The sequence below is a fragment of the Pseudomonas medicaginis genome, from assembly GCF_965119365.1.
Taxonomy (GTDB): domain Bacteria; phylum Pseudomonadota; class Gammaproteobacteria; order Pseudomonadales; family Pseudomonadaceae; genus Aquipseudomonas.
Genome location: NZ_OZ221631.1, coordinates 1,953,018 through 1,978,164 on the forward strand (window position 1 = coordinate 1,953,018; position 25,147 = coordinate 1,978,164).

Below are 25,147 nucleotides of genomic sequence, written 5' to 3' on the forward strand. Positions count from 1 at the left end.
TTTTAACTGGCATGGTCGATTTCGCGAGGATCTGACCATGTCCTGGAGAGAGCTGAAACCTATGGACCTCAAAGTGATGTTCATCGCTGAGTATCTATCCGAAAAGCACAGCTTTAGCAGGCTGTGCCAGGACTATCAGATCAGCCGAAAGACCGGCTACAAATGGGTCGAGCGCTATGAACTGGAGGGACCCAGTGGGCTTGACGAACGTAGCCGCCGACGGCACAACCAAACCTATGTAGTGCCGCTGGTTGTGAGGCAGGCCATTATTGAGCTTCGCTCTACTGGCGAAACGGTTCCGGGTCCTAAAAAGATCCAGAACGATTTGATGAAACGTTTCCCGGGGCAAGATCCGCCGTCGAAAACGACGATTTACAACATCCTCAAGGCCGCTGATTTGATCACGCCTCGGCCGTCGCGCCAGCGTGTCGCTGTCTATCCCAAGCCTTTGCGTAAGGCAGAAACGCCTAATCAGCTTTTCAGCGCAGATTACAAGGGCCAATTTCTGACTGGGGCGGGCGTTTGGTGTTATCCGCTGACGATCATGGATCATGCCAGTCGCTTCCTGCTTGCCTGCGAGAGCATGGCCAATACCAATCTCAAGGAGACCCAGCAAACTTTCGAGCGTGTTTTTCGTGAGTATGGGATGCCTGAGCGCATCCGCACCGATAACGGCGTGCCGTTTGCCAGTACGGGGCGTGCTGGGCTGTCGCAATTGTCGATCTGGTGGCTACGCCTTGGGATTATTCCTGAGCGAATTGAGCCTGGTCGGCCAGATCAAAATGGACGTCATGAGCGCATGCACCGGACGTTGAAAAGTACCTTTCCCCAACCGCCGGCAATTGCTTGGGAGGCTCAGCAAAAACATTTTAATCGATTTATGCAGCACTACAATTACGAGCGGGGACACGAGGCGCTCGGTCAGAAAACTCCGGCCTCCTGCTACACACCCTCAACTCGGGCTTACCCGGAGAAGTTACCGGAAATGGGGTATGCGAGCCATATTGAGTGTTACCTGGCAGATGGTAGCGGAATCATTAATCGAGCCGGTCTGCGGATATACGTAGGGAATCTGCTTAGGCATCAGAACATTGGAATGGAGATGATCAAGGACGGCGTATGGAATGTGATCTTCGGTCCGGTGATCCTAGGTCACGTCAATGCCAGGGACGCAAAGAACGGCTACGTTTCAATCAAAGTGTCACCTATGTGAATGCACTTTTTTGTAACCCATGTGGTTGTCCCGTACACACAGCGCAACTTTGAAACACTTCCCGCAATTGGAAGTACAGGCCGACGCCGACCAGCCGTTTGAGGTATCGGGTTACGTCAGTGGGAGCAGCATCAATAGTGGGTATCGCTGTGGCCCAATCAGAAGCATTTTTACTCCGGAACGAAGCAAGGTTTATCTGGTGGAGTTTCAGTTTATTGCCGATCAGTGTGAACAGCATGTCTACGACGTTACTCAGCCGCAAGAGCGTATTCCCGTCGCTAGCGTCTCGGGCCTCTAAGTCGATTTAGAAATACGAAACGGGCGACCCTCAAGTCGCCCATTTTTCATTATTCTGCCGCTTGCGCCCGCAGCCGTCTCCCAAGCACATCCATCACATCACACCCATCGCGTAGTGATATCGTCAGCATTTTGCAGAAGTCGGAAAGCACCACCGTATCGGAGCTGATATCCGAACGGAACGCGATGTTTTCCAGCAGTTGGGTCACGGTGCGGATACGGTAGTCGGCGGTTTCGAAGAGGACATCGAGTGGGGCTTCGGTGTCGATGAGCAGGGTGGCCGGGGTGCAGTCGACGCCGGTGATGGGCATGTATCTGGTCATAAGCAGAGCCTCGAAAGTTGATGAGTCTCTCTGTAGATCGGGTCGCCAAACCCGGTCGCTTTTTTGGGCGACGAGGGACTATAGGCTGGCCCGCTCCAGTACGACAAGACACCGCTTTCCGAGCTTCATGTAGGACGTTTGGCCTGGCATTTGTCGGCTTAAAGCAGGCGACTGCGGTGCAGCCGAGCGCGAGCAAGCTCCCTCGCCACGGAGCGGTTCGATCTCCGCTTGAACGCCGCTATGAACTCCGTTTATCGAACGTGTTGAAGCACGGTTGAAAAATATATCAATGTGCCACTAATCATTTGCCCATCTCTGCCGACATAGGCAACATCATTTTTTATCATAGGGACTTGGATAGATGGCTTTTCATACGCTTCGCACCCTGGCTGCACTGACGTTGCTTGCCTGCTTGACGCTCACCGGATGCGCCCATGTTCAACCGCCGGTACCGCTGGACCATCAATTTTGGGATGCCAAGGAGCCAACGATCGGGGTGGCGATTTCCGTGGTGCCGGAGCCTGTATTGGCCTTGACCGGCAACCAGGGAATCCTGGATCTCGCCATCAATACGGGCGTCAACAGCAAACTCAGCGACAATGTCGAAAAATGGCAAGTGCGCGACCTCAATACGTTGCCCGATGTCATTGTTGCCAAGTTGCAGGCGAAGGGTTACAAGGCCAAAAGAATCAACGAGCCCGTTGACCTGAAGACCTATAAAGAGGTCAGTTTCCGCGAGGGCTACACGGTCCGCGACCTAACACCGATCAAGGCGACTTACGGCGTCGATCGCCTGCTCTTGGTCAACATCCTGGGAACGGGGGCCACCCGCAGTTATTACAGCATCGTGCCTACCAGCGTGCCCATGGCGCAGGTGGGCGGACAGGGCATGGTTGTCGATCTGGCCGACAACAAGCTGCTGTGGTTCAAACCTTTTTCCGTGGTGCAGGCCGCTCAGGGCGAATGGGACGAACCGACTTACACTAATCTGACCAACGCCTTCTACCAGGCGATGGACACCAGCCGTCAGCAAATGATTACCCCGTTCGAACAATGAAGTGCTCGCTAATATCGGTCAGCGCGCTGCTTCTGCTGATGCTGGCTGGCTGCGCGCAGAAGCCGGCGCCGCCGACCGGTTTCAAGTCGCAAGAGGCGGTGTCCTACATCCAGGCCCATGGGGTCAAAGTGGATATGCAACTGCCGCAGGCATTTGTCGGTGCCAGTACGGTGATCGACGCTGAGAGCGCACAGAGGGCCGCGTCGTCGAGTCATAATCTGATCGCGAGTTCCGGCAACAGCGCTGGACTTGCCGGTTTGCTGGTTGCCAGCCTGATCAACACCCAGATGGGCAGCGGCAGTTTGCAGCGGGATGCGGAAAACGCGGCCGCTAAGGAGTCCCGACCGATGGCTGACTTGCTTGCCGGTGTGCCGTTGCAGGAGCGTCTGCAACAGCGTTTCCAGCAGGCTTCGCTCACCGCGGGTCTCAAGCAGGGGATCGGGGACATCAGCGCGCGACTGGTGATAGAACCGAAAATGATGCTCACACCCGATCGCGGCAGTTTCGTGCTGATCAATCAGGTGCAGGTTCAGGACATTGCCGGCTCCGCGCTGTATCGCATGCGCATCGAAGTCACCAGCCAGCCGATTCGACGCTGCGGCAAACGTTGCGTCGATGACGGCGGTCTGGACCTGGCCCAAGTCACGGCGGTGCTCGGCGAGTGCATCGACGAGTCGATGCGGGTACTGGCCACTGACCTGATGTTAGCGCCGCCGCCGGAAGCCGCTCAGGAAACCTTGCGCTATGTGCTTGACGGCCAACGTGTGGTCGAACGCGGTTATCAACTGCCCAACAACGGCAATTACTGGCGCTACCGTAACCTTTACGGTGCGGTGAAATCAGTGCCGGTGCCGTTCGAGGACGCCTTGACGGGGGAGCAGTTGGAGAGGGTCTACGGCGCGGCCCATCTTCGTTAGAAACACCTGTCCCGCGTCATTCAACCTGTTTCGCTCGTGCAGATAACCAACAACGGCTACCTTTCTGGCAAGGATGAGAGAGGCCGTTGTCAGTTTGGCTCAGGCAAAGCAAGCGACTACTGCGCAGTCGAGGGGGAGCAAGTCCCCCGCAGGCGTACAACTCGCTCACACCAAGCGGCTACGAATGCAGCTAGCGGCCTTGAATACAGCCATGACGATTGATGACTGGACATTCCAGGCTTGCGCCTTCATCCGCTAAAAGGCGAAATGCGTGGGTGCTGGTCAGGCAGGCGTAGAAGGCGCCTGCTACGCAGTCGAGCGGCAGCAAGCGCCCTCGCCATGGGGATCGCGCTCGACCTGTGTGGGTTGGCGCATCAGCCATGGCAGCAGCCATGTGGCTTGGCCTCTTCATACTTCATCACGATAGCGGAGCAAGCCCCCGTTTCCTTCACTACGACCTGCTGTAATTCTGTCCGTCTGTTTCGCAGGAGGTTTCCATGTCTGTGCAGGATCTTTCGTACTTTTTTACGGGATGCGTCTGATTTCAGAGGGACGGTTTCGGCAGTAGTCTTCGGTGAAGAGGCGTCTTGCGTCGAACCATCAGCTTGATCAAAGCGATGATTGGCGTGGTCGTGTACACCGAACGGCGGGACGATGTGATCCGCATCATCTCCGTCCGAAAAGCCACTAAGCAGGAGGCCATACGTTATGTCGAAAACATCGAAAACTGACTGGGAGCGCTTGGCCAAGTTGGATGACGCGGACATCGACACCAGCGATATCCCCGAACTGAGTGAGGGTTTCTTCTGTCGCGCCGAGCTGCGTGTGCCGGTAAGGCTGGCGGTGACTATTTACCTTGATGCCGATGTGCTGGAATGCTTCAAGGGGCAGGGCGAGGCTTATCAGGCAGGTATCAATCAGCTTCTTCGCCATTACATACAGGCCCAGCAGGGCCGCCGGGGATGAACTATTTCGCGCTATGAAATGACCATCCTACGTGTCGATCGTTTCCATAGTTTTCCTTTTCGATCCTCCCTCAATCTGAATCGTCGTTAATACATATCTTGGGCGTTTCAACGGGCATCATATTTTTGTTGCGTGTTGCGCAACATGCTAGGCTTTCCCATGATCAAGTCTTTTCAACACAAAGGGCTACGCAAGCTCTTCGAAATGGGCAGTACGGCAGGCGTACAACCCGCTCACGCCAAGCGACTACGAATGCAGCTAGCGGCCTTGAATACAGCCATTACGATTGATGACATGAATATTCCTGGCTTCCGCCTTCACCCGCTAAAAGGCGAAATGCGTGGGCGCTGGTCAGTCATGGTGAGTGGCAACTGGCGGCTGACATTCGAGTTTCGCGACGGAAACGCTTATGTCCTGGACTATGAGGATTACCACTGATGAACATGCACAATCCTCCCCACCCCGGGGAGTTTATTACCGAGATTTATCTGGAACCGAACGGCATCAGCGGTCGTGAGCTGGCAGAAAAGCTCGGTGTAGCCCCGTCGACATTGAGCCGTGTCTTGAAGGGCTCCAGCCGTGTTTCGCCTGAAATGGCGCTGCGGCTGTCTGTAGCGCTTGGTCGCTCGCCGGAGAGTTGGCTGGCCATGCAGGATGCTTACGATCTGTGGGTGGCTCGTCAGCATGTTGATTTGTTGCAGGTTAGAAAGCTCGCTTTCGCCTGAGTCGTCCCCAGACGTCGCCGGAGTTGGGGATTTGAGACAGACCAATCGAGATCGGCCTGTCTTTTTAATCGTAGTCTGGTTCGGTTCTCGTCTGGAAAACAGGCGCCCCTCAATTACCCATCCTTTCATTACTCCGCTATTTACGCCGGCAGGCGTAGAAGGCGACTGCTGCGCAGTCGAGCGGGAGCAAGCTCCCTCGCCACAGGGGCTGTGCTCGACTCGGAGGCGGGGTCAGCCATGGCAGCAGCCGTGGGGCTTGGCCTCTTCGTACTTATCATGATGCCGCACCCAATCCATGATCTCGTCCTCGTTGCGACCCTTGGGCGTCAGGTCGAGGTAGTTGTAGGTGCCGACCAGGATGTCGAGGCCGCGGGCGTAGGTGGAGTAGGTGTGGAAGATGTCGCCGGCTTCGTTGCGATAAAAGACGCTCAAGCCTGGGAGTTCGCCTTCGGCGGTGTCGGTTTGTTCGTAGTTGTAGGTGGCTTTGCCGGCGGCGACGCGTTCGGCTTCGAAGCTGACGCCGAAGTCGTAGTTGAAGTCGCAGCCGTTGGACGAGACCCAGTCGAAGGCCCAGCCCATGCGCCGTTTGAATGGCTGGAACTCGGCGAAGGGGGCGCGGGAGACGGCGACCACGGCCACGTCGTGGTGGGCCAGGTGTTGGTTGGCGCCGTCGATGTGGTCTGACAGGAATGAGCAGCCATCACAGCCTTCTGTCCAGCCGGGGCCGAACATGAAGTGGTAGATGATCAGTTGGCTGCGGCCGCCGAACAGGTCGGCCAGGCTCAGTTCGCCGTGGGGGCCTTGGAAGCGGTAGGGTTTGTCGATTTTGACCCAGGGCAAGGTGCGGCGTTCGGCGCTGAGTTTGTCCCGTTCGCGGGTGAAGGCTTTTTCGTGGGCCAGGTGTTGGCGGCGGGCGGCGAGCCATTCTTCCCGCGAGACGACTGGATGGTTCTCTACATTCATGGTGATTTCTCCTGCATGGCAGCGCTGCTGGATGGGCGCTTCAGCAACTGGTCGTTTGGCCCTCGATGAATTCGACAGGCCATTGGTCGGGTTGTGAAACGGCTAGCCGATAAGCACGCGTACCGTGCGGCTGAGTTCAGGGCTGCTTCGCAGCCCAACGGGGATAAATCCCCTCGCCACAATGAATCGGGCAAGTCTTGGATGAGCAGCAGTGCCCCGGTAAACCCGGGTGAACGGCGGCGTGGCGCCTCGGTCACAACCTAGGTAGGCATCTCACTCTTTAGAGGATGGACCAGGATGACGACTTATAACTGGGACTTGATCGAACGGTTGTTGCACGAAGTGCAGAACGGCGCCGGCCACAGCTTTGCTCCTCGGGCTTATGCGGAGGAGTACGCGGCGGCGAAAGCGACTGAGGGCGAGGCGATCGAGAACCTCGATCATCTGAAAGCGGTCGCCGGGGAGTATGAAAAATTGCTGCTGGAACGCGGTTACATCGAGCCGCGGCCGGAGGAAGAGGGCGGCAACGGCGAGAATTTTGTGCTGACGCCCCGTGGCTCGCGCTTGTTGAGCCTGATCGACAGCAGCATTCCGGGCAATGATCATCCGCGCCAGGTGCTGGATGAGCAGGACGATGCGCTGGATGAGTTTACCTTTGATGATTTGGCGTCCAAGGCGCAGATTGCCTGACAGGCCTGCACTGAACCCTGTGGGAGCGAGCTTGCTCGCGATAGCGATTGAACAGGCAACACATCTGTTGAATGTCAGACCGCTATCGCGAGCAAGCTCGCTCCCACATTTCCCACATTTCCCACATTTCCCCATTGGAGCTCCAACATTGGATCTTCAGTGGTTTTAAGACCGTGCTGCTTTCAGGCACTTCAAATCAGTGAAGTCCTTCTTCACCCCGTCGATTTTCTTCAGCAGCCGCTCGCGCTGGGGCGGGGTGCTTTCGGCCATCAGGTCCACCAGCAGGCTGCGGGCCTGGGCTTCGGTTTTGCTGAAGGCTTCGCGGTAGGCGGGTGTCCAGAGGCTTTCGCGGTTGACCAGCAATTGTTCGATGCGTTTGGGGAAATCGGGGCTATGGCGTTGGGCCACGGCCTCGCTGAACTGGTTTTGCCAGTGGGCGCGGTTGGCGATCCATTGCTGGTTCTGGTCGCCCAAGGCTGTGGACCAGGCGACGACCCGCTGGCGCTGGGTGTCGTTGAGCGGGCCGAGCCAGTCGTCCAGGCGTTTGACCATGCGTTCGCTGCGCTCCTGAATCTGCTGTTGCAATGTCGGCTTGAGGTATTGCTGCTGGCGTTTGCGCTGGTCCTTGACGAAGGCGGCGTCCATGTCATCGACTTGGTCGTCGTTCAGGCCTTGCAGCAGTTCGATGGCCGAGGGAGTGATTTGCCGTGCGGTTTCGGCGATGGCGGCCTTGGCTTCTTGGGTGCGTTGTTGCAAGGCTTCGTCGGTTACCTGGTTGGTTTGCACCATGGTCTTGAGGCGATCCAGCCAGTCGAGGTAGCCGGGCAATTGCGTGGTGCAATGCCAGCTCAGGTGTTCCTTGAGGCGTTCGTTGAGCCAGTCCTTTTTCTCGCCGTTGATCTCCAGGTAATCGTTGAGGGTCCAGGGAATGATCAGGTCGAGGTTGCGGTAGGCCAGGCCGATACGGCTGCAGGCGGTGAGCGTCAACAGCAGGGCGATGAACATGGCAGTGCGGGTCAACCAGCGCGGCATGAGCGAGTCCTTGCGAAGGCGTAGGTGCTTTGTTTGAGCATTGCAGACGCGCGGCAGTTCAGCCGATTAAATGCGTAACGGTTAGTAAAAAGGGTGGGCCATCTTGAGGGTCAGCAGGCTGTCGCATTCGCTGTTGTGGCCCGAGTACGCCGAGCAACTGCTGCCGCTGAGGCTTGAGTCGCTGTAGATCAGGTTCAGGTCGAGGCCCATCCAGGGGCGGGAAATTTTCAGTGACCAGTCGCTGAAACTGCCGACATAACCGTTCTCGACCGCCACTGGCGTATTGAGTTGGTGGGTGGTGTATTTGGCGCTGATGCCAATGCCGAACGGCACATTGCCGCCCAGGTCGGCAAACAGCGTGCTGTTCTGTTTGTCCGGATCGTTGCTCAGGGCTGCGCCAAAACGACTGCCGAGCACAGTCAACCCACCGTAGAACTCCTGGCTGTCGGGCGTCTCGACGGTGGGGTAGCTGTAGTGGATCAGGCCGACTTCGTAGCCCAGGGTCTGGTCGAAGGGCTGTTTAAAACCTATGTAGGAATCAACCTCCAGATCGGCGGATACCCCCGCGCTGGGTGACCACTGGCCGACGTACCAGCCGCTGTCGTGGCTCAGGTCCAGGCCGCCATGAAATGAACCGGTGCTCGACGGCGTGACCAGGCCCTGGGCCATGCTGCGGCTGGGGGTGGTGCCGAGCTTGAGGTCGAAGTCGCCGAGTTCGCGCTGGAATACCTGCCCATGGACGAGAGAGCACGAAAGCAGGCTGAACGTCAGCGGAACAATGGGGATGCGCATGCTGCATTCCATCAATAGCGAGGAGCCGGAACGTTAACTAAGCTGAAAGGCTTGAGCTAGAGAGGTGCAAGCATACCGGCGAATGCTCGGCGGCGAAGGCCGTTCGTCGATTCATGGGAAATGGAGAGTGCGGGGAGGGGTTCCAGTCCAAGCGCTTCGAAGCTCAAAGCGCTTTGGGACCAGGTGACGCGCAGGTTACTTCTTGCCCAGGCTGATCTGCTTGGACGGGCCGAACGTCTGGCCGCTGACGCCTTTGGCAATTTGCTGGATCTCGCCACCGGACTTGAGGAACGCAGCGATCTGGTCGTTGATCGACTCGCTGGTTTCTACGGCTGGAGCGGGCTTTGCTTTGCTGTTGGATGCTTTTACGCGCATGACGGCCATTAACCTGTAGATAATTAATTGGGCCAGGCATCGTACAGGAAATACTTGACAATTGCTTGGTAAATATCCTTCTGAATTAGCGTTGTCGCGACGTGAATAATGCGCGGTTATCCGGCCATTATTGCCCTAAGCCACTGTTTTAAATAACAACGGTGTGAGAAAAAGTGTGCCGCCTGCTGGCGGTATGCACTGTCGCTCGCCTGACGAATGGCCGTGCCTCGGGGGAAAACCCAGGAAAATCAACGGTTACGCCAGGTCTTGCCGGCAAACCTTGCTGGCGGCCACGAATCGCGCCGCAAAACCGGGTAGAATGCCGCCCACGCAATGAGGGTATTGGAAATGGCTTTAGTCGGGCGCTACAACAGTTTGCAAGTGGTTAAACACACTAACTTCGGTTTATATCTGGATGGCGGTGCGGACGGCGAAATCCTGCTGCCCAACCGATATATTCCCAAGGATATTCCCAGCGAAGATGAAGACTGGCTCAATGTTTTCATTTATCTGGACAGCGACGACAAATTGATCGCCACCACGGAAAAACCCAAGGTTCAGGTCGGTGAGTTCGCCAGCCTGAAAGTGGTTGAGGTCAACAGCATCGGCGTGTTCCTGGACTGGGGCCTGCCCAAGGACCTGTTGCTGCCGTATTCCGAAGAAAAGCGCCAGATGACCGCTGGCGAATACTGCGTGGTGCATGTCTACCTCGACAAGCACACCCGCCGCATCACCGCCACGGCGCGCCTGGATCGTTATCTGGACAAGACCCCGGCCAACTACACGCCGGGCCAGGAAGTGGATTTGCTGGTCGCCGAAGCCACCGACATGGGGTTCAAGGCGATCATCAATAACAAGCACTGGGGCCTGATCCACAAGAATGAAATCTTCAAGTTCATGCGCGCCGGCAAACAGGAAAAAGGCTTCATCAAGGAAATCCGCCCGGACGGCAAGATCAGCCTGAGCCTGCAGCCCGTGGGCCAGGAAGCCGCCACCAGCCTGAACGCCAAGATCCTTGCCAAGTTGCGTGAGAACAACGGCACCCTGGCGGTCAGCGACAAGAGTGACCCGGCGTTGATCAGCAGCCTGTTTGGCGTGAGCAAGGGCAACTTCAAGAAGGCCATTGGTGCGCTGTACAAGAATGGGCAGATTGTCATTCATGCCGATCGCATTGAATTGAGCTGATTTCAGCCCAGCCCCAGCGTTGTGGCAAAAAGGATTCTATGTGGCGAGGGGATTTATCCCCGCTGGGCTGCGAAGCAGCCCCTAAGCCTGACGCCTCGGTGTGCCAGGCAGCGCACGTTAGCTATCTTGCTTGGGGCCGCTTCGCGCCCCAGCGGGGATAAATCCCCTCGCCACAGGAACTGCGCCTGCCTTTAGTCTGTATACAAACGCCTGCACCTTTAGCATGCGCCCGCGCCCTGTTCGTGGGCGCATGCCTGCTCTTGCCCGGCTATAACCACCGCTGCACACCCCGGTTTGTCTCACATTTCCCGCCTATGGCACGCATTCTGCGTAGCAACGCGTATACAAACCATGCCGGCTCCCGTGCGCAGTATGGTGAGCAGGTCGATACGGGGGCTCGGCGGTACTCAAAGGAGCCCCGCAATGTCCGAGCAATTGCCCAACGGCTACAGCCCCCGCCTTTATAACGAGGACCTGGGCCCCGCTGCCGCAGAAATGGAATTGGTACAACATCTTCGCGTTCTGGATGAGTGATGTGCACAGCGTGGGCGGTTATGTCTTCGCCGCGAGTCTGTTTGCCTTGGGCCTGGCGAGTTGGCAGGTGCTTATCGCATTGCTCGGCGGGATCTGCATCGTGCAGTTGATCGCCAACCTGGTCGCCAAGCCGAGCCAACAGGCGGCGGTGCCGTATCCCGTGATCTGTCGGCTGGCCTTCGGGGTGTTCGGGGCGAATATTCCTGCGGTCATTCGCGGCTTGATCGCGGTGGCCTGGTACGGGATTCAGACGTACCTGGCCTCCAGCGCCCTGATCATCGTGGTGCTGCGGTTTTTTCCTTCGATGGAAGTCTATGCCACGCCGCATTTCGCCGGTTTGTCCTACCTGGGCTGGTTCGGTTTCCTCAGCTTGTGGTTCGTCCAGGCGCTGGTGTTCTGGACCGGCATGGAGTCGATCCGTCGCTTCATCGATTGGGCCGGGCCGGTGGTGTATGCGGTGATGTTCCTGTTGGCCGGTTGGATCGTGTGGAAGGCTGGTTGGAGCAATATCAGCTTTACCCTGGCGGAAAAGTCCTTGTCCGGCTGGCAGGCATTCGGCCAGGTGATCGTGGCGACGGCCCTGGTGGTGTCGTACTTTTCCGGCCCGACCCTGAATTTTGGCGATTTCAGCCGTTACTGCCGGAGCATGTCTGACGTGCGCCGAGGCAATTTCTGGGGGCTGCCGGTGAATTTCCTGGCGTTCTCCCTGGTCACCGTGGTGATTGTTTCCGGGACGTTGCCGGTGTTCGGCGAAATGCTCCATGACCCGATTGCCACCGTGGCGCGCATCGACAACGATGTGGCCGTTTTGCTGGGCGCCTTTGCCTTCGTGACTGCCACCATCGGCATCAACATTGTCGCCAATTTCGTATCTCCGGCGTTTGATTTCGCCAACGTCGCGCCCAGCAAGATCAGTTGGCGCGCCGGCGGCATGATCGCGGCGGTGGCCTCGATTTTCATCACGCCGTGGAACCTGTTCAACAACCCCGAAGTGATCCACTACACCCTGGATGTGTTGGCGGCGTTCATTGGCCCGTTGTTCGGGATCCTGTTGGTGGACTACTACCTGATCAAAAAGCAGAAGATCGACGTCGACGCGCTGTTCAATGACGGGCCGAGCGGGCGCTATTACTACAGTGGCGGCATCAACTGGACCGCGGTCAAGGCCTTGATCCCCGCAACGTTGATGGGCGTGGCGATCACCTTTACGCCGCTGCTGCAACCGATGGCCAATTTCGCCTGGTTCACCGGTTGCTTCCTCGGTGGCGTGTTGTATTTCGCTTTGGCGCGACGTGAACCGGCCGTGCAATCGAGCAAGGCGCTCAGCCCGGCTGGCCAAGCCTGATCAACGCAGGGCGGTCTGGACGCAAGGGCTCGCCGCGCTCCGGCTGGCGGGCCGCAGCAACAGGCCGCCGGCCAGCAACAGACCGCTGCCGGCAATGATCAGCGCCGGTTGCAGGCCGCCGCTGAAGTAGCTGCTCGACGCCGCCAGCAGTGGCCCACTGAGCTGGCCCACGGCAAAACAGGCGGTCAACAGGCCCGCGTTGCGTTGGGTGGCGTGGGGCGCCAATTCACGGGAGCGCAGCATCACCAGTTGCATGCAGGCCAGGAACGGTGTGCCACACAGGACCACCCCCAGTGCCAGTCCCGGTCCGCTGCCCAGCAGGCAGGCAAACACCCCGGCGGCTTGCAGCCAGAGCGTACCGATCAGCCAGCGGCCGGTGGTGTTCGGGTTCGGCCGCCGCAGGCTCACCAACAACACGCCGCTGGCGGCGGCCAGGCCGAAGCAGGGCCAGAACAGGTCGGCCAGCCATTGCCCGTGAAACTGCGCCGAGGCCATTTGCGACAGGAACGTGGCCGGAATGATGTAGCCCACGCCGTACAAGGCATACACCACGCCCAGCCGAGCGATGCCACCGTTCGGTGCAGGGCTGGCGGGCCCGGCGACGGGGGGGGCTGCGGCGGGTCGAGGCAGGATTGGCAGGATCACTAGCAGCATCGCCAAGGCCACGCCGGCATACACCAGCCACAGGGTCGCGGAGCTCTGGCCCAGCAGGTTCGAGCCGAGGGCGAGTAGACCGGTCAGGAAAATCCCCAGGCCCGGACCGGCAAACACCAGGGCGCCGAACCGTGGCCGTCCCGCCGCCGCTGCCAAGGGTTGGCTCAGGGAAGTGATCATCACCATCACCCAGGCGCTCGCCACGCCGGTGCCAAAACGCAACGCCAAGTGCGGCCAGAAGCCCCAGGCCCAGAACGACGCCAAGGTCAGCAGCACGCACAGCCACAGGCCGCCGAGCAACCGCCGCCGCACCTGTTCCGGGCGCCGGGCGAACATGGCGTCCAGCGCGCCGAGGAAATAACCCAGGTAGTTGGCTGCGGCAATCAGACCGGCGGCGGTCAAGTCGACCTGTCCTTCGCCGATCAAATGAGGTAACTGGGGCGTCAGGGCGAAGCGGCCAATGCCCATGGCCATCATCAGCGCGATGAAACTGCCGAGCAGGCGAATAAGAGGTGACATGGTCGTTCTCCGGTGTCGGGGCGAATGACCGTCAGGCTAGGACTGATTGACTTTCATTAAAAATGAATAATAGTGAGTAACTTGTTCTTTTTTGGAGAAGGTCATGGAATTCAGCCAACTGCGGATTTTCCAGGCCGTGGCCGAGGAGGGTTCCATCACCCGGGCGGCCGAGCGCCTGCACCGGGTGCCGTCGAACCTTTCGACCCGGCTCAAGCAACTGGAAGAGCAACTGGGCGTGGACCTTTTCTTGCGCGAGCGTCAGCGTTTGCAGTTGTCACCGGCAGGAAAAGTCCTGCTGGACTATGCGGCCAAGCTGTTCGCCTTGCACGACGAGGCCCATGCCGCCGTACAGGGCGGGCAGCCGGCCGGGGATTTTCTGTTGGGCACGATGTACAGCACGGCGGCAACGCATCTGCCGGACCTGTTGGCGGCTTATCACCGGGCGTATCCGGCGGTGAACCTGCAAGTGCAATCGGGGCCGAGCGGTGAGCTGCTTGAAGGCCTGCTCACCAACCGGCTCGACGCGGCACTGGTGGACGGCCCGCTGGAGCTGGCGGGGCTCGATGGCGTGCCGTTGTGCGACGAGCGGCTGGTGCTGATTACCGAGGCCGATCACCCGCCGGTACGCAGTGCGTTGGATGTGCAAAGCCGCGCGGTGTTCACGTTCCGGCGTGGTTGTTCGTACCGGATGCGCTTGGAAGCCTGGTTTGCCCATGACCATGCCACCATGGGCCGGGCGATGGAGATCGAGTCTTACCAGGGGATGCTGGCGTGTGTGATTGCCGGGGCCGGGGTGGCGTTGATGTCCGAGTCGATGTTGGCCAGCCTGCCGGGCCGCGAGCGGGTGACGGTGCATCCGCTGGCCGAGCCGTTTGCCAGCGCCACGACCTGGCTGATGTGGCGCAAAGGCATGGTCGGGGCCAACCTGACTGCCTGGATAGAATTGCAACAACAGGCCTGGCCGCGGGGGCCAGTGATCACGGCGCAATCGGCTTGAACTCCGGGAGGTGGATTTTGATCAATTCAGTAACAGATCATTGCAAACTGAGACGAGCATTGCGTAGAACATCGGACTATTATCAGTGCGAAGGGGCAACAGAAATCTGCCGCTCGTACCACCCTGAGGGGGCACCACGATGAAAGAGAAAATCCAGAACTGGCTTCACGACTTGGGTGTCGCGCTTGGCCTGATCGAGCCACCGATGCAACCGGTACCCATCCGCACCGATGACGAGCAACGCCGCCGCCAACCGCGCCGCCGGTAACTACACCGCAGAATTTACAGAGATCGCAGTTCCGGACCATTTCAATGAGATGGCCCGGAACTGCGATCTTTTTATTTCTGAAGACAAAACCTGTGGGAGCGAGCTTGCTCGCGATAGCGGTGGACCGGCCTGCATTCATGTTGAATGCACCGCCGTCATCGCGAGCAAGCTCGCTCCCACAGGGATCTCATTGACGAGCGTTGGCGATCAAACCACCTTGGCCACCGCACTTGGCCGTGGCGACAGCAAGCTCACCAGTACAAAACTGACCAGCGCCACGCTCAGGCTGTAGTAGATCGGCGTGTTGGCGTCCAGGCCATCCTTGAGCATGAAGAGCAGTGCGGTCAGGAAGCCCAGCGACATGCTGGTGATCGCACCGGCGGTGGTGGCGCGTTTCCAGTAGATGGCGCCGATCAGCGGGATCAGCATGCCGCCCACCAACAGGTTGTAGGCCAGGGTCAGGGCACTGATGACGTCACTGACCACCAGGGCGATCACCAGGACCACCGCCCCCATCAGCAGGGTCGCGATGCGGTTTTCATGGACGTCGCCACTGCCGCTCTCACGGCCCTGGCGAAGGCGGGGCAGCAAATCCTGGACCACCGTGGTGGACGCTGCGAGCAGGCCCGCTGCGGCGGTGGACATCAAGGCTGCCAGGGCCGCGGCGATCACCAAGCCACGAATGCCGTTGGGCAGGCTGGTCTGGACGATGCTGGCGAAGGCGTTGTTGACGTTCTCCAGGTCCGGCAGCAACACCTTGGCCGCCATGCCGATCAACGCGCCTGCCAGGCCGTACAGCACGCAGTACAGGCCAGCGGCGGTGCCGGCCACTTTGGCCACGCCTTCACTGCGAGCGGTGAACACCCGCTGCCAGATGTCCTGGCCGATGAAAATGCCGAAGAAGTAGATCAGGAAGTAGGTGAGGATGGTGTCCCCGCCAATCGCGGTGAAATCGAAGTAGCTGGCCGGCAATGCGGCCACCATCGCGTCCCAGCCGCCGGCATCGCCAATGGACAGCGGCATCAGCAGGAACACCAGGCCAATGGTCATGATCAGGAATTGCACGATGTCGGTGAGGGTCAGCGACCACATGCCGCCGATGGTGGAGTACAGCACCACCACGCCGCCGCCCACCAGGATCGACACCCAGAACGGCAAGCCGAACAGCACCTGCATCACGGTGCCGATGGCGATGGTCGAGGTGGCGCCAATCATCAGGGCATACACCAGCATGATCAGCGCACTGGCCTGGCGCGCGGCCGGGTTGTAGCGACGCTCCAGCACTTGGGTCACGGTGTAGATCTTGAGCTTGAGCAACGGCTTGGCGAGGAACAGGCTCAGGCCGACGATGCCCAGGCCGATGGCGCCGCACAGCCAGAACCCGGAAATGCCGTAGACGTAGCCCAGGCGCACGGTGCCGATGGTGGACGCCCCGCCCAGTACGGTGGCGGCCATGGTGCCCAGGTAGAAGCCCGGGCCGAGGTTGCGTCCGGCGACCAGGTAGTCGTCACGGGTTTTGGCCCGGCGCATGCCGTACCAGCCGAGGGCGATCATGCCGGCGGCATAGATCAGAACGACGATTAAGTCCAAAGCCATGGTGGCGTGTCTCCGATTGTCTTTTTTATAGGAAGGTCGGGATGAGTGATGCCCTTGTGGCGAGGGGATTCATCCCCGTTGGGCTGCGAAGCAGCCCCAAAATAGTCAACTCAATCTGGCTGGCACACCGAGGTGTCAGGGTTTGGGAGCGCTGCGCGCTCCAGCGGGGATAAATCCCCTCGCCACAGGTTCTGCGCTCGGCTGGTTTTTGCTCCGCGGATCATCCGGCCCATACACCGCCGCCGACTCTGGGAACAGCCCAAGCAGCACCAGGTACACCACCGAGGCCAGGCCCAGGGTCACCGGCAGGCTGATGTCGATGCCGCCGGCCAGTTCCCCCAGCGGCCCGACGAACTGCCCCGGCAGGTTGACGAAGCACAACCCCACCAACGCGCTGGGGATCCACGCCCCCAGGCCGCGCCAGTTCCAGCCGTGGCTGAACCAGTAGCGTCCGCCGGTTTCGCCGCGGGTGAACACTTGCAGGTCATCCGGGCAGTAGAAGCCACGGCGCACCAACAGACCGATGATCATGATCACCATCCACGGCGTGGTGCAGGTGATGATCAGCACGGCGAAGGTCGAGACGCTCTGCACCAGGTTCGCCGCGAAGCGCCCGATGAAGATGAAGGCAATCGACAGCACGCCGATCAGCAGCGTTGCCTTGACCCGCGACAGCACCCGTGGAAACACGCTGGACATGTCCAGGCCGGTGCCATACAGCGACGTGGTGCCGGTGGACATGCCACCGATCACTGCGATCAGGCACACCGGCAGGAAGAACCATCCCGGCGACACCGCCAGCAGCCCGCCCACGTAGTTGTTGGCCGCGATGTAGTCCGGCGCCTTGATCGCCACGATGGTGGCGGTGGCGAGGCCGAACAGGAACGGGATCAACGTCGCCAGTTGTGCCGCGACCACGGCCAGCATGATGTGCCGCTTGGGCGTGTTGCGGGGGATGTAGCGTGACCAGTCGCCCAGGAACGCTCCGAAGGAAATCGGGTTGCTCATGGCCACCAGCGCCGCGCCGATGAAGGCGGCGTAGAAGCCCGGTTGACCGAGGCTGACCGTGCCGGCGAACTGGCTGTCGAAGGTCGGTGCGAAGGCGAAAATGCCCAGCAGGAACAGCAGGCTGGCGGCCCACACAGCGATGCGGTTGACCCACAGCATGAAGCGAAAGCCGTAAATGCACACCGTCAACACCAGCAGGGCGAACAGGCCGTAGGCCAGGCCCAGGCTCAGGTCGGTTTCCGGCACGCCGATCAGCCGCTTGGCGCCGCCGATCAACGCGTCCCCCGAACTCCACACAGACAGCGAGAAGAACGCGATGGCGGTCAGCAACGAGAGGAACGAGCCGACGATTCGCCCGTGCACGCCGAAGTGCGCACCGGAAGACACCGCGTTGTTGGTGCCGTTGAGCGGGCCGAACAGGCCCATCGGCGCGAGGATGATCGAACCCACCAGCACCCCCAGCACAATCGCCCAGACCCCGGCCTGGAACGAAAGGCCGAACAGCACCGGAAAACTGCCGAGCACGGCAGTGGCGAAAGTGTTGGCGCCGCCGAAGACCAGGCGAAACAGGTCGCTTGGGCCGGCGGTTCGTTCGTGGTCCGGGATCTGTTCGACCCCGTTGGTTTCAATTTGCGTAAGGCTGTTGTCGTTATTGTTATGCATGATCTGCTCCGATCATAAAGGCGCGCCCGTCGTGTGCGGGCGTCACCTGTTGCTAAGGGATTGGCAGCCCTTCCGGCATTGCGGACAAATGTTCGTGGCAGGCCAGCCATAGGCCTTGTTGTTCTTGGCGAAACACAATGGTTTCGCGCTCCTGGCTGAAGTGAAGCTCCCCTTGCATGCGCAGCTCGGTGGCCACGTCATGGATGAAAATCGCCACGTCCCCTTGCAGGCTGACGAAGGCGTTGCTCGAGGTGCAATCGAGCACCTCGAAGCCATCCTCGGACCGCCAGCGGTCCCACAACGCATGGTAGGCATCGCGTGACAGCAGGGGCTGTTCGAGGGTGTGGAACACGAAGCTCGCATCGGCCGTGAACGCGCCGAAGTAGGCGTCGCGGTCATTGCGGGCGAAGGCCGATACCAACTTTGCGGCGGCCTCGAGTACCTGATCGTAATCGTTCATGGCGGCGCCTCAACGATGAACCACGCCGGGCAGCACGCAAAGCATCTCGTACAGCAGGTTGGCGCCCAGCAGCGAGGTGTTGCCGGTGGTGTCGTACGGCGGCGAAACTTCTACCAGATCGCAACCGACCAGGTCGAGGCCCTGGCAGCCACGGACGATTTCGATCGCCTGGATGGTGGTCAACCCACCGATTTCCGGGGTGCCGGTGCCAGGCGCCCAGGCCGGGTCGATGCCGTCGATGTCGAAGCTCAGGTACACCGGGCCGCCGCCGACTTTCTCGCGCACTTCGGCCATCAACGGCGCCAGGGATTTGTGCCAGCACTCTTCGGCCTGGACCACGCGAAAGCCCTGGTTACGGCTCCAGTTGAAATCATCGGCGGTGTAGCCCTGGGCCCGCAGGCCGATCTGCACCACGCGGTCGCAATCGAGCAGGCCTTCTTCCACGGCGCGGCGGAAGGTGGTGCCGTGAGCGATTTTCTCGCCGAACATGTGATCGTTCACATCGGCGTGGGCGTCGATGTGCACCAGGCCGACCTTGCCGTGTTTCTTGTGGATGGCCCGCAGGATTGGCAGGGTGATGGTGTGGTCGCCGCCCAGGGTCAGGGGGATGACGTTGTGTTCGAGGATCTTGTGGTACGACTCCTCGATGATCCGCACCGCGTCCAGCAGGTTGAAGGTGTTGATCGCCACGTCACCGATGTCCGCCACCGACAGCGAGTCGAACGGCGCGGCGCCGGTGGCCATGTTGTAGGGGCGGATCATCACGGATTCGGCGCGGATCTCCCGCGGCCCGAAACGGGTGCCGGCGCGCAGGGAGGTGCCGATGTCCAGCGGCACGCCGACGAACGCAGCGTCCAGGCCGGCAGCGGTTGGCAGATGGGGGAGTCGCATCATGGTGGCGATGCCGCCGAAGCGCGGCATTTCGTTGCCGCCCAGTGGCTGGTGAAGAATCTTGTCCACGGCTAGGGCCTCATCGTTGTTTTATTTATCAGGGGCCGATTCTGCGAAAAGCCGTTGCCGTGAAGAATCGCTGGCGGCAAATACTTAGTTCAGATTTTTCTAAACTAATGCGGGGCGGGGAGATAGACTTCGCGTCAGCACGGTTCCCCTGTTTGGATGGGTGTGGTTCTGTGGCGAGGGGATTTATCCCCGCTGGGGCGCGAAGCGGCCCTAAAACCTGACAGCTCGGTGTGTCAGGAAAATGGTATTGGGGCTGCTTCGCAGCCCAGCGGGGATAAATCCCCTCGCCACACAGTCTTGCAGTGATACGCCGGTACGGAGAAACCCAATGACCCACGCTTTACCCGACCTGAAACTGCTGCGCATTTTCGTCAGCGTGGTCCGGCACCAGGGGTTCGCCAATGCCCAGCACGAGCTCAATCTTTCCACGTCGGCCATCAGCACCTACATGAGTCAACTGGAGTCGGCCCTGGGCCTGGTGCTGTGTCATCGCGGCCGGGGCGGGTTCAGCCTGACCAGCAAGGGCGAGTTGTTCCACCAGGAAACCCTGCGCCTGTTGGGCGAACTCGAAGGCTTCGAGCAGTACGCCGCCGCGCTCAAGGGGGAACTGCGCGGCACGTTGAACCTGGGGGTGATCGATTCCACGGTCAGCGACAAGGCCTTGCCGTTCGCCGAAGCCATCGGTGCCTATAGCCAGGAGCATCCGGCGGTGCATTTGCATCTGTCGGTCATGAGCCCTTACGAGCTGCAACTCGGCGTGCAGGACAATCGCCTGGACTTGGCCATCGGTGCGTTTTCCACGCGCATGAGCGGGTTGGTGTATATGCCGCTGTACCGTGAACAGCACTGGTTGTATTGCAGCAACCGCCACCCACTGTTCAACGAACGGCGCATCCCCGAGCAGGTCATCACCCAGCAGCGCATGGTCGGGCGCGGTTACTGGAGCCAGGCCGAACTGGCCCGCCACGGCTTCAAGCACAGCGCGGCGACGGTGGAGAGCATGGAGGCGCAGTTGATCCTGGTGCTGTCTGGTGCCTACGTCGGTTACCTGCCTGAGCACTACGCCCAGGCCTGGGTCGACAAGGGCGACTTGCGCGTGCTGCTGCCGGCGACCTTCGGCTATCAGGCGCCGTTTTCGATGATCGTACGCCGTGGTCGCAGCCGCGAGCCGCTGATCCAGACCTTCCGCGATTTGCTCAAAGCTCAACTGAACCAGGCCTGACCATGTCCAGAATCCACTGCCCGCGTTGCCACAGGCCGCAAAGCCATTGTCTCTGCCCGCTGATCCCCAGCCTCGACAGCCGCACTGGCGTTTTGCTGTTGCAGCATCCCAGCGAAGTGAACCATGCCTTGAACACGGCCCGGCTGGCGGCGTTGGGCCTGCGCAATGCCGAGCTGATCGTGGGCGAGGTGTTCGAGGACTTGCCCCGGCTGCTCGATCAACCGGGTTATCAGGCGCGGTTGTTGTTTCCCGCGGACGATGCGCAGCCGCTGCAAGCCTACACCCCCGCCGATGAGCCGCTGCTGTTGGTCGTTCCCGACGGCACCTGGCGCAAGGCGCGCAAGCTGCTGCACCTCAACCCGTTGCTGGCGGCACTGCCGAGGGTGACCCTGGCCGAAGGCGGGGTGTCCCGTTATCGCTTGCGCAAGGCGCCGGGACCGGGGGCGTTGTCGACGGTGGAGGCGATTGTCCAGGCCTTGCAGGTCCTGGAAGCACCGGCGAGCTTCGCGCCGTTGCTGAGGCCGTTCGAGGCGTTGATCGAAGGGCAGATTGCGGCGATGGGGGAGCAGACCTATCAGCGTAATCATGTTGGAAAATAGGCGGTGTGGTTGCCGGCCTCATCGCGAGCAAGCTCGCTCCCACAGTGGATTTTTGTGCGCTGGAGACCCCCTGTGGGAGCGAGCTTGCTCGCGATAGCAATCGACCAGATACGAATATCCCTGCCAAAACCTACCGCTCGCGCATCGCCTCGGTCCGTGCCTTCAACACCGGCTTGAGCAGGTAATCCAGGACACTTTTCTCCCCGGTGATGATGTCCACCGTCGCCACCATCCCCGGGATGATCAGTAACGGCTTGGCATCCCCGCCCAAGTGGTTTTTGTCGGTGCGCACCTGGATCAGGTAGAAGCTGTTGCCTTTGTCGTCGGTGATGGTGTCGGCGCCGATCAGTTCGAGTTTGGCGCTCAGCCCGCCATAGATCGTGTAGTCGTAGGCGCTGAACTTGACCATGGCTTTCTGGCCCGGGTGCAGGAACGCTACGTCCTGGGGGCGGACCTTGGCCTCAATCAGCAGGTTGTCTTCCAAAGGCACGATTTCCACCATGTCGTTGCCCGGCTGCACCACGCCGCCGATGGTATTGACCTTCAGTTGCTTGATCACTCCGTGCACCGGCGAAACCACGGTCGTGCGGGTCACACGGTCGTCGATGGCGATGCTCGAGGCGGTGATTTTCGACAGTTCGGTGCGTTTTTCGTTGAGGTCCTTGGCCGCCTCGGAGCGGAAAGTCTGTTCCGATTCGTCGATCTTGCTCTTGATTTCGTTGATCGCCGATTCGGCCCGGGGAATGGCCAGGGTGGTGGCGTTGAGCGAGCCGCGGATTTCCACCGCGCTGCGCTTGAGCCGCAGGATCTCCACCGGCGACACCGCCCCGGTGCGCACCAGCGGCGCGGACATGTTCATTTCTTCTTGCAGCAAGGCCAGGGCGGAGCTGAACTGGCCTTGCTTGGAACGAAACTCCGCCAGTTCCTGGGTCTTCTGCCGCAGTTGTTCGGTCAGGGTCCGTTGCTCGCTGGCCAGGCGCCGCTGGCGTTGTTCATACAGTGCACGCTCGTCCTCGGCCACCTGCGGGGCTTTGGCGGTGACCTCCGCCGAGAGCGCGAGCGGCCGCCCTTCAGCCTCGGCCGACAGGCGCTCGACCTGGGCCGTCAGTGCATAGCGGTCCGCCTCGCTCTCGCCCTTGTTCGACAGGAACCGCGTATCGTCCAGGCGCAGCAGGGTATCGCCCTTGTTCACCATCTGGCCTTCGCGCACGAAAATCTCGGTGACGATGCCGCCCTCCAGGTTCTGGATCACCTGGATCTTGCTTGATGGAATCGCCTTGCCTTCGCCGGTGGTAACTTCCTGCAAAACCGCCAACTTCGCCCAGACCAGCCCGGTGAGAATCAACCCGGCGGCCAGCCACACGGTGACCCGCGAGCGACGGGGCGAATCCTGCAGCGTGGCCCCGGCGGTTTCTGGCATGAACTCGCTTTCGGCACTTTTGCTGAAACTGCCGAAGTAGCTTCGGGCGGCTGAATCCGGTGTTTGAGCAGACATGGGGCGATACCCGTCAGTTGAGTGAAGTAGAGCCAGGCGCTGCTTTTGTGGCGAGGGGATAAATCCCCTCGCCACAGGTTATGGGAGTGGCATCCGGCAGTTGCGCTTAAACCGCCGCAGAGCCTACCCGCCCCTTGCGCAATGCATCGATGACGGCATCCTTCGGTCCGTCCGCCACGATCCGACCGTTATCCAGCACCACCAATCGGTCCACCAGGCTCAGCATCGAGGTGCGGTGGGTGACCAGCAGCACGGTCTTGCCCTGGACATGGCTGTGAAGCTTCTGTCGCAAGGCATCTTCGCTGCTGTTGTCCATGGCGCTGGTGGGTTCGTCCAGCAGCAGGATCGGCGGGTCGAGCAACAAGGCCCGGGCCAGCAGCACGGCCTGGCGTTGGCCGCCGGACAGCAGTTGCCCGCGTTCGCCCACCGGGCGGTCGAAACCTTGGGGATGCTGGCGCGCCAGTTCGGTGACAGCGGTCAGTTCCGCCACTTCGAGCATGCGTGCATCGCTGATGTAGCGGGCACCGAGGGTGAGGTTGTCCCGCAGGCTGCCGGCCAGCAGCGGCAGGTCATGGGCGACGTAGCCGATCTGTTGGCGCAGGTCGGCGACGTCCAGTTGCCGCAGGTCCAGGCCGTCCAGCAACAACTGGCCTTCCTCCGGTGCATGGAAACCCATCACCAGCCGTGCCAGGGTGCTCTTGCCCGAGCCACTGCGGCCGATGATGCCGACCCGTTCGCCAGGCTTGAGGCTGAAACTGATATTGGCCAGCGCCGGGGCGCTCTGGCCGTTGTAGTGGAAGGTCACGCCGCTGACGTCCAGCGCCCCCTGCAATTGGGTGCGGTCCAGGGGCCGCTGCTTGGCGTCACGCTCCTGGGGCAAGGCCATCAGGGCGTCGGTGCTGCGCATGGTGAGCTGGGCTTGCTGGTAGCGGGTGATCAGCCCGGCGATCTGCCCGAGCGGGGCGAGCACCCGGCTGCCGAGCATGTAGGTGGCCACCAGCGCGCCGACGCTGAGGTTGCCGGCGATGATGCTGTAGACCCCGGCAACGATGGTCGCCATGCCCGCCAGTTGTTGCAGGAACAAGGTGCCGTTGGTCGCCAGTGCCGAGAGGTTGCGCGCATGGCTGTCCAGGCGGGTGAGGGCGCCGTGGGTGCTTTCCCATTGATGCTGGCGCTCGCTTTCGGCGTTGCAGGCCTTGAGGGTTTCCAGGCCGCCGAGGGTTTCGATCAGCAGGGCCTGGCGTTGGGCGCCCAGGGCCAGGCTTTTTTGCACGGTGTCGCGCAGGCGTGCCTGGATGATCATGGCGAAGACAATGGTGATCGGAAACGCCACCACGGGAATCACCACCAGCCAGCCGCCCAACAGGCCGATCACCACCAGCATCAGCACAGCGAAGGGCAGGTCGATCAGGCTGGTGAGGGTCACCGCCGTGAGAAATTCGCGCAGGCCCTGGAAGTCATGGATGCTTTGAGCGAAACCGCCGATGGTCACCGGCTTGGCCTTCATCGCCATGCCGGTGATGCGTTCGAACAGGGTGGCGGACAGAATCACGTCGGTTTTCTTGCCCGCGGTGTCCAGTAGATGAGCGCGCACCACCCGCAACACCAGTTCGAAACCGGTGCCGATCAACAACCCCACGGCCAGTACCCATAACGTCGACGTAGCCTGGTTTGGTACCACGCGGTCGTAGGTCTGCATCACGAACAGTGGCACCATCAGGCCCAGCAGGTTGATCAGGAAGCTTGCCAGGATCGCGTCGCTGTATAACCAGCGCGACAGTTTCAAGGTGTCGCGAAACCACGCCTCGACCCGCGGCACCAGGGGCGAGCGCAGGTCTTCGAGTTCATGGCGCGGACGGGCGAAAAGTGCCTGGCCGCTGTAATCGGTGGTCAGTTCCTCGCGGCTGACCCACTGCTCGCCACCATCGGCTTCGCTGGGCAGGATCAGCGCCTTGCCATCCTCACCCCAGCGCCTGAGTACCGCACAGCGACCGCCCGCCAGGATCAGCATCACTGGCAGGTTCAGGGGGGAGATGTCCGCCAGCTCACGACGCAACAGCCGCGCCTGCAAGCTTGCCCGGGCCGCCGCACGAGGCAGCAGGTCCAGGCTCAAGCGTTGGTGCGCCATAGGAAGCCCGGCGCTGAGGCTGGCGCGGCTGACCGTCGCGCCATGGAGTTTGCAGAGGATCAGCAGGCCGTCCAGCAAGGGATCATCGAAGTTCAGGCGCGGGTCGGCGCCAGGGGTTGCAGGTTCCATGCTGGTCACATCGGTCGCTCCCGTTATTTGGGTGG

Annotated in this window: 24 protein-coding genes and 2 pseudogenes; 14 read left to right on the top strand and 12 right to left on the bottom strand. The window is 60.6% G+C overall.

The window, feature by feature from the left end; translation table 11 throughout:
• The first annotated feature begins 37 nt into the window (after window positions 1-37).
• Entirely contained in the window at window positions 38-1,213 is a 1,176-nt protein-coding gene (locus ACMTA2_RS08640) for an integrase core domain-containing protein (protein ID WP_413794522.1), read from the top strand.
• Between the two features lie 347 nt (window positions 1,214-1,560).
• On the opposite strand, the gene ACMTA2_RS08645 is transcribed toward ACMTA2_RS08640, so the two are convergent.
• Window positions 1,561-1,833: a hypothetical protein gene (locus ACMTA2_RS08645; protein WP_413794523.1), complete on the bottom strand. Its 273-nt coding sequence runs from the start codon at window positions 1,831-1,833 to the stop codon at window positions 1,561-1,563.
• A 361-nt stretch (window positions 1,834-2,194) separates the two neighbouring features.
• Here ACMTA2_RS08645 and ACMTA2_RS08650 point away from each other — a divergent pair, with 361 nt between their 5' ends.
• The 6 genes and pseudogenes from ACMTA2_RS08650 to ACMTA2_RS08675 all read left to right on the top strand — a co-directional run bounded on the left by ACMTA2_RS08650 (window position 2,195) and on the right by ACMTA2_RS08675 (window position 5,498).
• Window positions 2,195-2,890 (top strand): hypothetical protein, encoded by a 696-nt coding sequence (locus tag ACMTA2_RS08650; protein ID WP_413794524.1) that lies wholly within the window; start codon window positions 2,195-2,197, stop codon window positions 2,888-2,890.
• Window positions 2,887-3,807: a hypothetical protein gene (locus ACMTA2_RS08655; protein WP_413794525.1), complete on the top strand. Its 921-nt coding sequence runs from the start codon at window positions 2,887-2,889 to the stop codon at window positions 3,805-3,807. The genes ACMTA2_RS08650 and ACMTA2_RS08655 overlap by 4 nt, the downstream gene beginning before the upstream one ends.
• Window positions 3,808-4,403: 596 nt before the next feature.
• Window positions 4,404-4,538: pseudogene (locus ACMTA2_RS08660) on the top strand (BrnT family toxin); the annotation flags it as partial.
• Window positions 4,516-4,773 carry a BrnA antitoxin family protein gene (locus tag ACMTA2_RS08665; RefSeq protein WP_413794526.1) on the top strand — a complete coding sequence of 86 codons (258 nt, stop codon included), beginning with the start codon at window positions 4,516-4,518 and terminating at the stop codon, window positions 4,771-4,773. The pseudogene ACMTA2_RS08660 and the gene ACMTA2_RS08665, both read left to right, overlap by 23 nt.
• Window positions 4,774-4,932: 159 nt before the next feature.
• Window positions 4,933-5,211 carry a type II toxin-antitoxin system RelE/ParE family toxin gene (locus ACMTA2_RS08670; RefSeq protein ID WP_413794527.1) on the top strand — a complete coding sequence of 93 codons (279 nt, stop codon included), beginning with the start codon at window positions 4,933-4,935 and terminating at the stop codon, window positions 5,209-5,211.
• Window positions 5,211-5,498 carry a HigA family addiction module antitoxin gene (locus ACMTA2_RS08675; RefSeq protein WP_413794528.1) on the top strand — a complete coding sequence of 96 codons (288 nt, stop codon included), beginning with the start codon at window positions 5,211-5,213 and terminating at the stop codon, window positions 5,496-5,498. Before ACMTA2_RS08670 ends, ACMTA2_RS08675 begins: the two co-directional genes overlap by 1 nt.
• 231 nt (window positions 5,499-5,729) lie before the next feature.
• On the opposite strand, the gene ACMTA2_RS08680 is transcribed toward ACMTA2_RS08675, so the two are convergent.
• Window positions 5,730-6,461: a DUF899 domain-containing protein gene (locus ACMTA2_RS08680; protein WP_413794529.1), complete on the bottom strand. Its 732-nt coding sequence runs from the start codon at window positions 6,459-6,461 to the stop codon at window positions 5,730-5,732.
• A 297-nt stretch (window positions 6,462-6,758) separates the two neighbouring features.
• Between ACMTA2_RS08680 and ACMTA2_RS08685 the strand changes: the two genes are divergently transcribed.
• A complete protein-coding gene (locus ACMTA2_RS08685) occupies window positions 6,759-7,151 on the top strand; it encodes a transcriptional regulator (RefSeq protein WP_413794530.1) in 393 nt (130 codons plus the stop codon).
• A gap of 165 nt (window positions 7,152-7,316) precedes the next feature.
• Here the strand turns inward: ACMTA2_RS08685 and ACMTA2_RS08690 are convergent, their stop codons facing one another.
• The 3 genes from ACMTA2_RS08690 to ACMTA2_RS08700 all read right to left on the bottom strand — a co-directional run bounded on the left by ACMTA2_RS08690 (window position 7,317) and on the right by ACMTA2_RS08700 (window position 9,359).
• A complete protein-coding gene (locus tag ACMTA2_RS08690) occupies window positions 7,317-8,183 on the bottom strand; it encodes a DUF6279 family lipoprotein (protein WP_413794531.1) in 867 nt (288 codons plus the stop codon).
• An 81-nt stretch (window positions 8,184-8,264) separates the two neighbouring features.
• Window positions 8,265-8,975 (bottom strand): TorF family putative porin, encoded by a 711-nt coding sequence (locus ACMTA2_RS08695; RefSeq protein WP_413794532.1) that lies wholly within the window; start codon window positions 8,973-8,975, stop codon window positions 8,265-8,267.
• Between the two features lie 195 nt (window positions 8,976-9,170).
• Window positions 9,171-9,359, bottom strand: coding sequence for a PFL_1563 family small protein (locus ACMTA2_RS08700; protein ID WP_018607615.1), 189 nt, complete (start codon window positions 9,357-9,359; stop codon window positions 9,171-9,173).
• Window positions 9,360-9,698: 339 nt separating this feature from the next.
• Between ACMTA2_RS08700 and ACMTA2_RS08705 the strand changes: the two genes are divergently transcribed.
• Both ACMTA2_RS08705 and ACMTA2_RS08710 read left to right on the top strand, forming a co-directional pair.
• Entirely contained in the window at window positions 9,699-10,535 is an 837-nt protein-coding gene (locus ACMTA2_RS08705; protein WP_109755810.1) for a CvfB family protein, read from the top strand.
• 423 nt (window positions 10,536-10,958) lie between these two features.
• Window positions 10,959-12,414: pseudogene (locus ACMTA2_RS08710) on the top strand (NCS1 family nucleobase:cation symporter-1).
• Here the strand turns inward: ACMTA2_RS08710 and ACMTA2_RS08715 are convergent.
• A complete protein-coding gene (locus ACMTA2_RS08715) occupies window positions 12,415-13,587 on the bottom strand; it encodes an MFS transporter (protein WP_413794533.1) in 1,173 nt (390 codons plus the stop codon). It abuts the pseudogene before it with no gap.
• 103 nt (window positions 13,588-13,690) lie between these two features.
• Between ACMTA2_RS08715 and ptrR the strand changes: the two genes are divergently transcribed.
• Both ptrR and ACMTA2_RS08725 read left to right on the top strand, forming a co-directional pair.
• Window positions 13,691-14,584, top strand: a complete 894-nt coding sequence (gene ptrR / locus ACMTA2_RS08720) for a putrescine utilization regulator PtrR (RefSeq protein ID WP_413794534.1) — start codon at window positions 13,691-13,693, stop codon at window positions 14,582-14,584.
• A gap of 139 nt (window positions 14,585-14,723) precedes the next feature.
• Window positions 14,724-14,852, top strand: coding sequence for a PA1414 family protein (locus ACMTA2_RS08725; protein ID WP_003198971.1), 129 nt, complete (start codon window positions 14,724-14,726; stop codon window positions 14,850-14,852).
• 207 nt (window positions 14,853-15,059) lie between these two features.
• On the opposite strand, the gene ACMTA2_RS08730 is transcribed toward ACMTA2_RS08725, so the two are convergent.
• From ACMTA2_RS08730 to speB, 4 genes are all read right to left on the bottom strand, one after another.
• On the bottom strand, window positions 15,060-16,448 hold the full coding sequence (locus tag ACMTA2_RS08730) for a sodium:solute symporter family protein (RefSeq protein WP_413794535.1): 1,389 nt from the start codon (window positions 16,446-16,448) through the stop codon (window positions 15,060-15,062).
• A gap of 135 nt (window positions 16,449-16,583) precedes the next feature.
• Window positions 16,584-18,122, bottom strand: a complete 1,539-nt coding sequence (locus tag ACMTA2_RS08735) for a purine-cytosine permease family protein (protein ID WP_413795612.1) — start codon at window positions 18,120-18,122, stop codon at window positions 16,584-16,586.
• Between the two features lie 49 nt (window positions 18,123-18,171).
• A complete protein-coding gene (locus tag ACMTA2_RS08740; protein WP_413794536.1) occupies window positions 18,172-18,579 on the bottom strand; it encodes a YybH family protein in 408 nt (135 codons plus the stop codon).
• 9 nt (window positions 18,580-18,588) lie between these two features.
• Window positions 18,589-19,539, bottom strand: coding sequence for an agmatinase (speB, locus tag ACMTA2_RS08745; RefSeq protein ID WP_039593136.1), 951 nt, complete (start codon window positions 19,537-19,539; stop codon window positions 18,589-18,591).
• Between the two features lie 328 nt (window positions 19,540-19,867).
• Here speB and ACMTA2_RS08750 point away from each other — a divergent pair, with 328 nt between their 5' ends.
• Window positions 19,868-20,761, top strand: a complete 894-nt coding sequence (locus tag ACMTA2_RS08750; RefSeq protein WP_413794537.1) for a LysR family transcriptional regulator — start codon at window positions 19,868-19,870, stop codon at window positions 20,759-20,761.
• 2 nt (window positions 20,762-20,763) lie between these two features.
• Entirely contained in the window at window positions 20,764-21,360 is a 597-nt protein-coding gene (locus tag ACMTA2_RS08755; protein ID WP_413794538.1) for a tRNA-uridine aminocarboxypropyltransferase, read from the top strand.
• Window positions 21,361-21,490: 130 nt separating this feature from the next.
• Here the strand turns inward: ACMTA2_RS08755 and ACMTA2_RS08760 are convergent, their stop codons facing one another.
• Together ACMTA2_RS08760 and ACMTA2_RS08765 are read right to left on the bottom strand one after the other, a co-directional pair.
• Complete coding sequence (locus ACMTA2_RS08760; protein ID WP_413794539.1) at window positions 21,491-22,855, bottom strand: HlyD family type I secretion periplasmic adaptor subunit; 1,365 nt, start codon at window positions 22,853-22,855, stop codon at window positions 21,491-21,493.
• A 106-nt stretch (window positions 22,856-22,961) separates the two neighbouring features.
• Window positions 22,962-25,121 (bottom strand): type I secretion system permease/ATPase, encoded by a 2,160-nt coding sequence (locus ACMTA2_RS08765; protein ID WP_413794540.1) that lies wholly within the window; start codon window positions 25,119-25,121, stop codon window positions 22,962-22,964.
• Window positions 25,122-25,147 lie beyond the last annotated feature (26 nt).

Coding starts and splice junctions, on each gene's coding strand:
- ACMTA2_RS08690 (WP_413794531.1), bottom strand. CDS start 8,183: ATGCCGCGCTGGTTGACCCGCACTGCCATGTTCATCGCCCTGCTGTTG.
- ACMTA2_RS08665 (WP_413794526.1), top strand. CDS start 4,516: ATGTCGAAAACATCGAAAACTGACTGGGAGCGCTTGGCCAAGTTGGAT.
- ACMTA2_RS08640 (WP_413794522.1), top strand. CDS start 38: ATGTCCTGGAGAGAGCTGAAACCTATGGACCTCAAAGTGATGTTCATC.
- ACMTA2_RS08655 (WP_413794525.1), top strand. CDS start 2,887: ATGAAGTGCTCGCTAATATCGGTCAGCGCGCTGCTTCTGCTGATGCTG.
- ACMTA2_RS08670 (WP_413794527.1), top strand. CDS start 4,933: ATGATCAAGTCTTTTCAACACAAAGGGCTACGCAAGCTCTTCGAAATG.
- ACMTA2_RS08680 (WP_413794529.1), bottom strand. CDS start 6,461: ATGAATGTAGAGAACCATCCAGTCGTCTCGCGGGAAGAATGGCTCGCC.
- ACMTA2_RS08750 (WP_413794537.1), top strand. CDS start 19,868: ATGACCCACGCTTTACCCGACCTGAAACTGCTGCGCATTTTCGTCAGC.
- ACMTA2_RS08700 (WP_018607615.1), bottom strand. CDS start 9,359: ATGGCCGTCATGCGCGTAAAAGCATCCAACAGCAAAGCAAAGCCCGCT.
- ACMTA2_RS08695 (WP_413794532.1), bottom strand. CDS start 8,975: ATGCGCATCCCCATTGTTCCGCTGACGTTCAGCCTGCTTTCGTGCTCT.
- ACMTA2_RS08740 (WP_413794536.1), bottom strand. CDS start 18,579: ATGAACGATTACGATCAGGTACTCGAGGCCGCCGCAAAGTTGGTATCG.
- ACMTA2_RS08725 (WP_003198971.1), top strand. CDS start 14,724: ATGAAAGAGAAAATCCAGAACTGGCTTCACGACTTGGGTGTCGCGCTT.
- ACMTA2_RS08715 (WP_413794533.1), bottom strand. CDS start 13,587: ATGTCACCTCTTATTCGCCTGCTCGGCAGTTTCATCGCGCTGATGATG.
- ACMTA2_RS08730 (WP_413794535.1), bottom strand. CDS start 16,448: ATGGCTTTGGACTTAATCGTCGTTCTGATCTATGCCGCCGGCATGATC.
- ptrR (WP_413794534.1), top strand. CDS start 13,691: ATGGAATTCAGCCAACTGCGGATTTTCCAGGCCGTGGCCGAGGAGGGT.
- ACMTA2_RS08760 (WP_413794539.1), bottom strand. CDS start 22,855: ATGTCTGCTCAAACACCGGATTCAGCCGCCCGAAGCTACTTCGGCAGT.
- ACMTA2_RS08705 (WP_109755810.1), top strand. CDS start 9,699: ATGGCTTTAGTCGGGCGCTACAACAGTTTGCAAGTGGTTAAACACACT.
- ACMTA2_RS08675 (WP_413794528.1), top strand. CDS start 5,211: ATGAACATGCACAATCCTCCCCACCCCGGGGAGTTTATTACCGAGATT.
- ACMTA2_RS08755 (WP_413794538.1), top strand. CDS start 20,764: ATGTCCAGAATCCACTGCCCGCGTTGCCACAGGCCGCAAAGCCATTGT.
- ACMTA2_RS08645 (WP_413794523.1), bottom strand. CDS start 1,833: ATGACCAGATACATGCCCATCACCGGCGTCGACTGCACCCCGGCCACC.
- ACMTA2_RS08685 (WP_413794530.1), top strand. CDS start 6,759: ATGACGACTTATAACTGGGACTTGATCGAACGGTTGTTGCACGAAGTG.
- ACMTA2_RS08650 (WP_413794524.1), top strand. CDS start 2,195: ATGGCTTTTCATACGCTTCGCACCCTGGCTGCACTGACGTTGCTTGCC.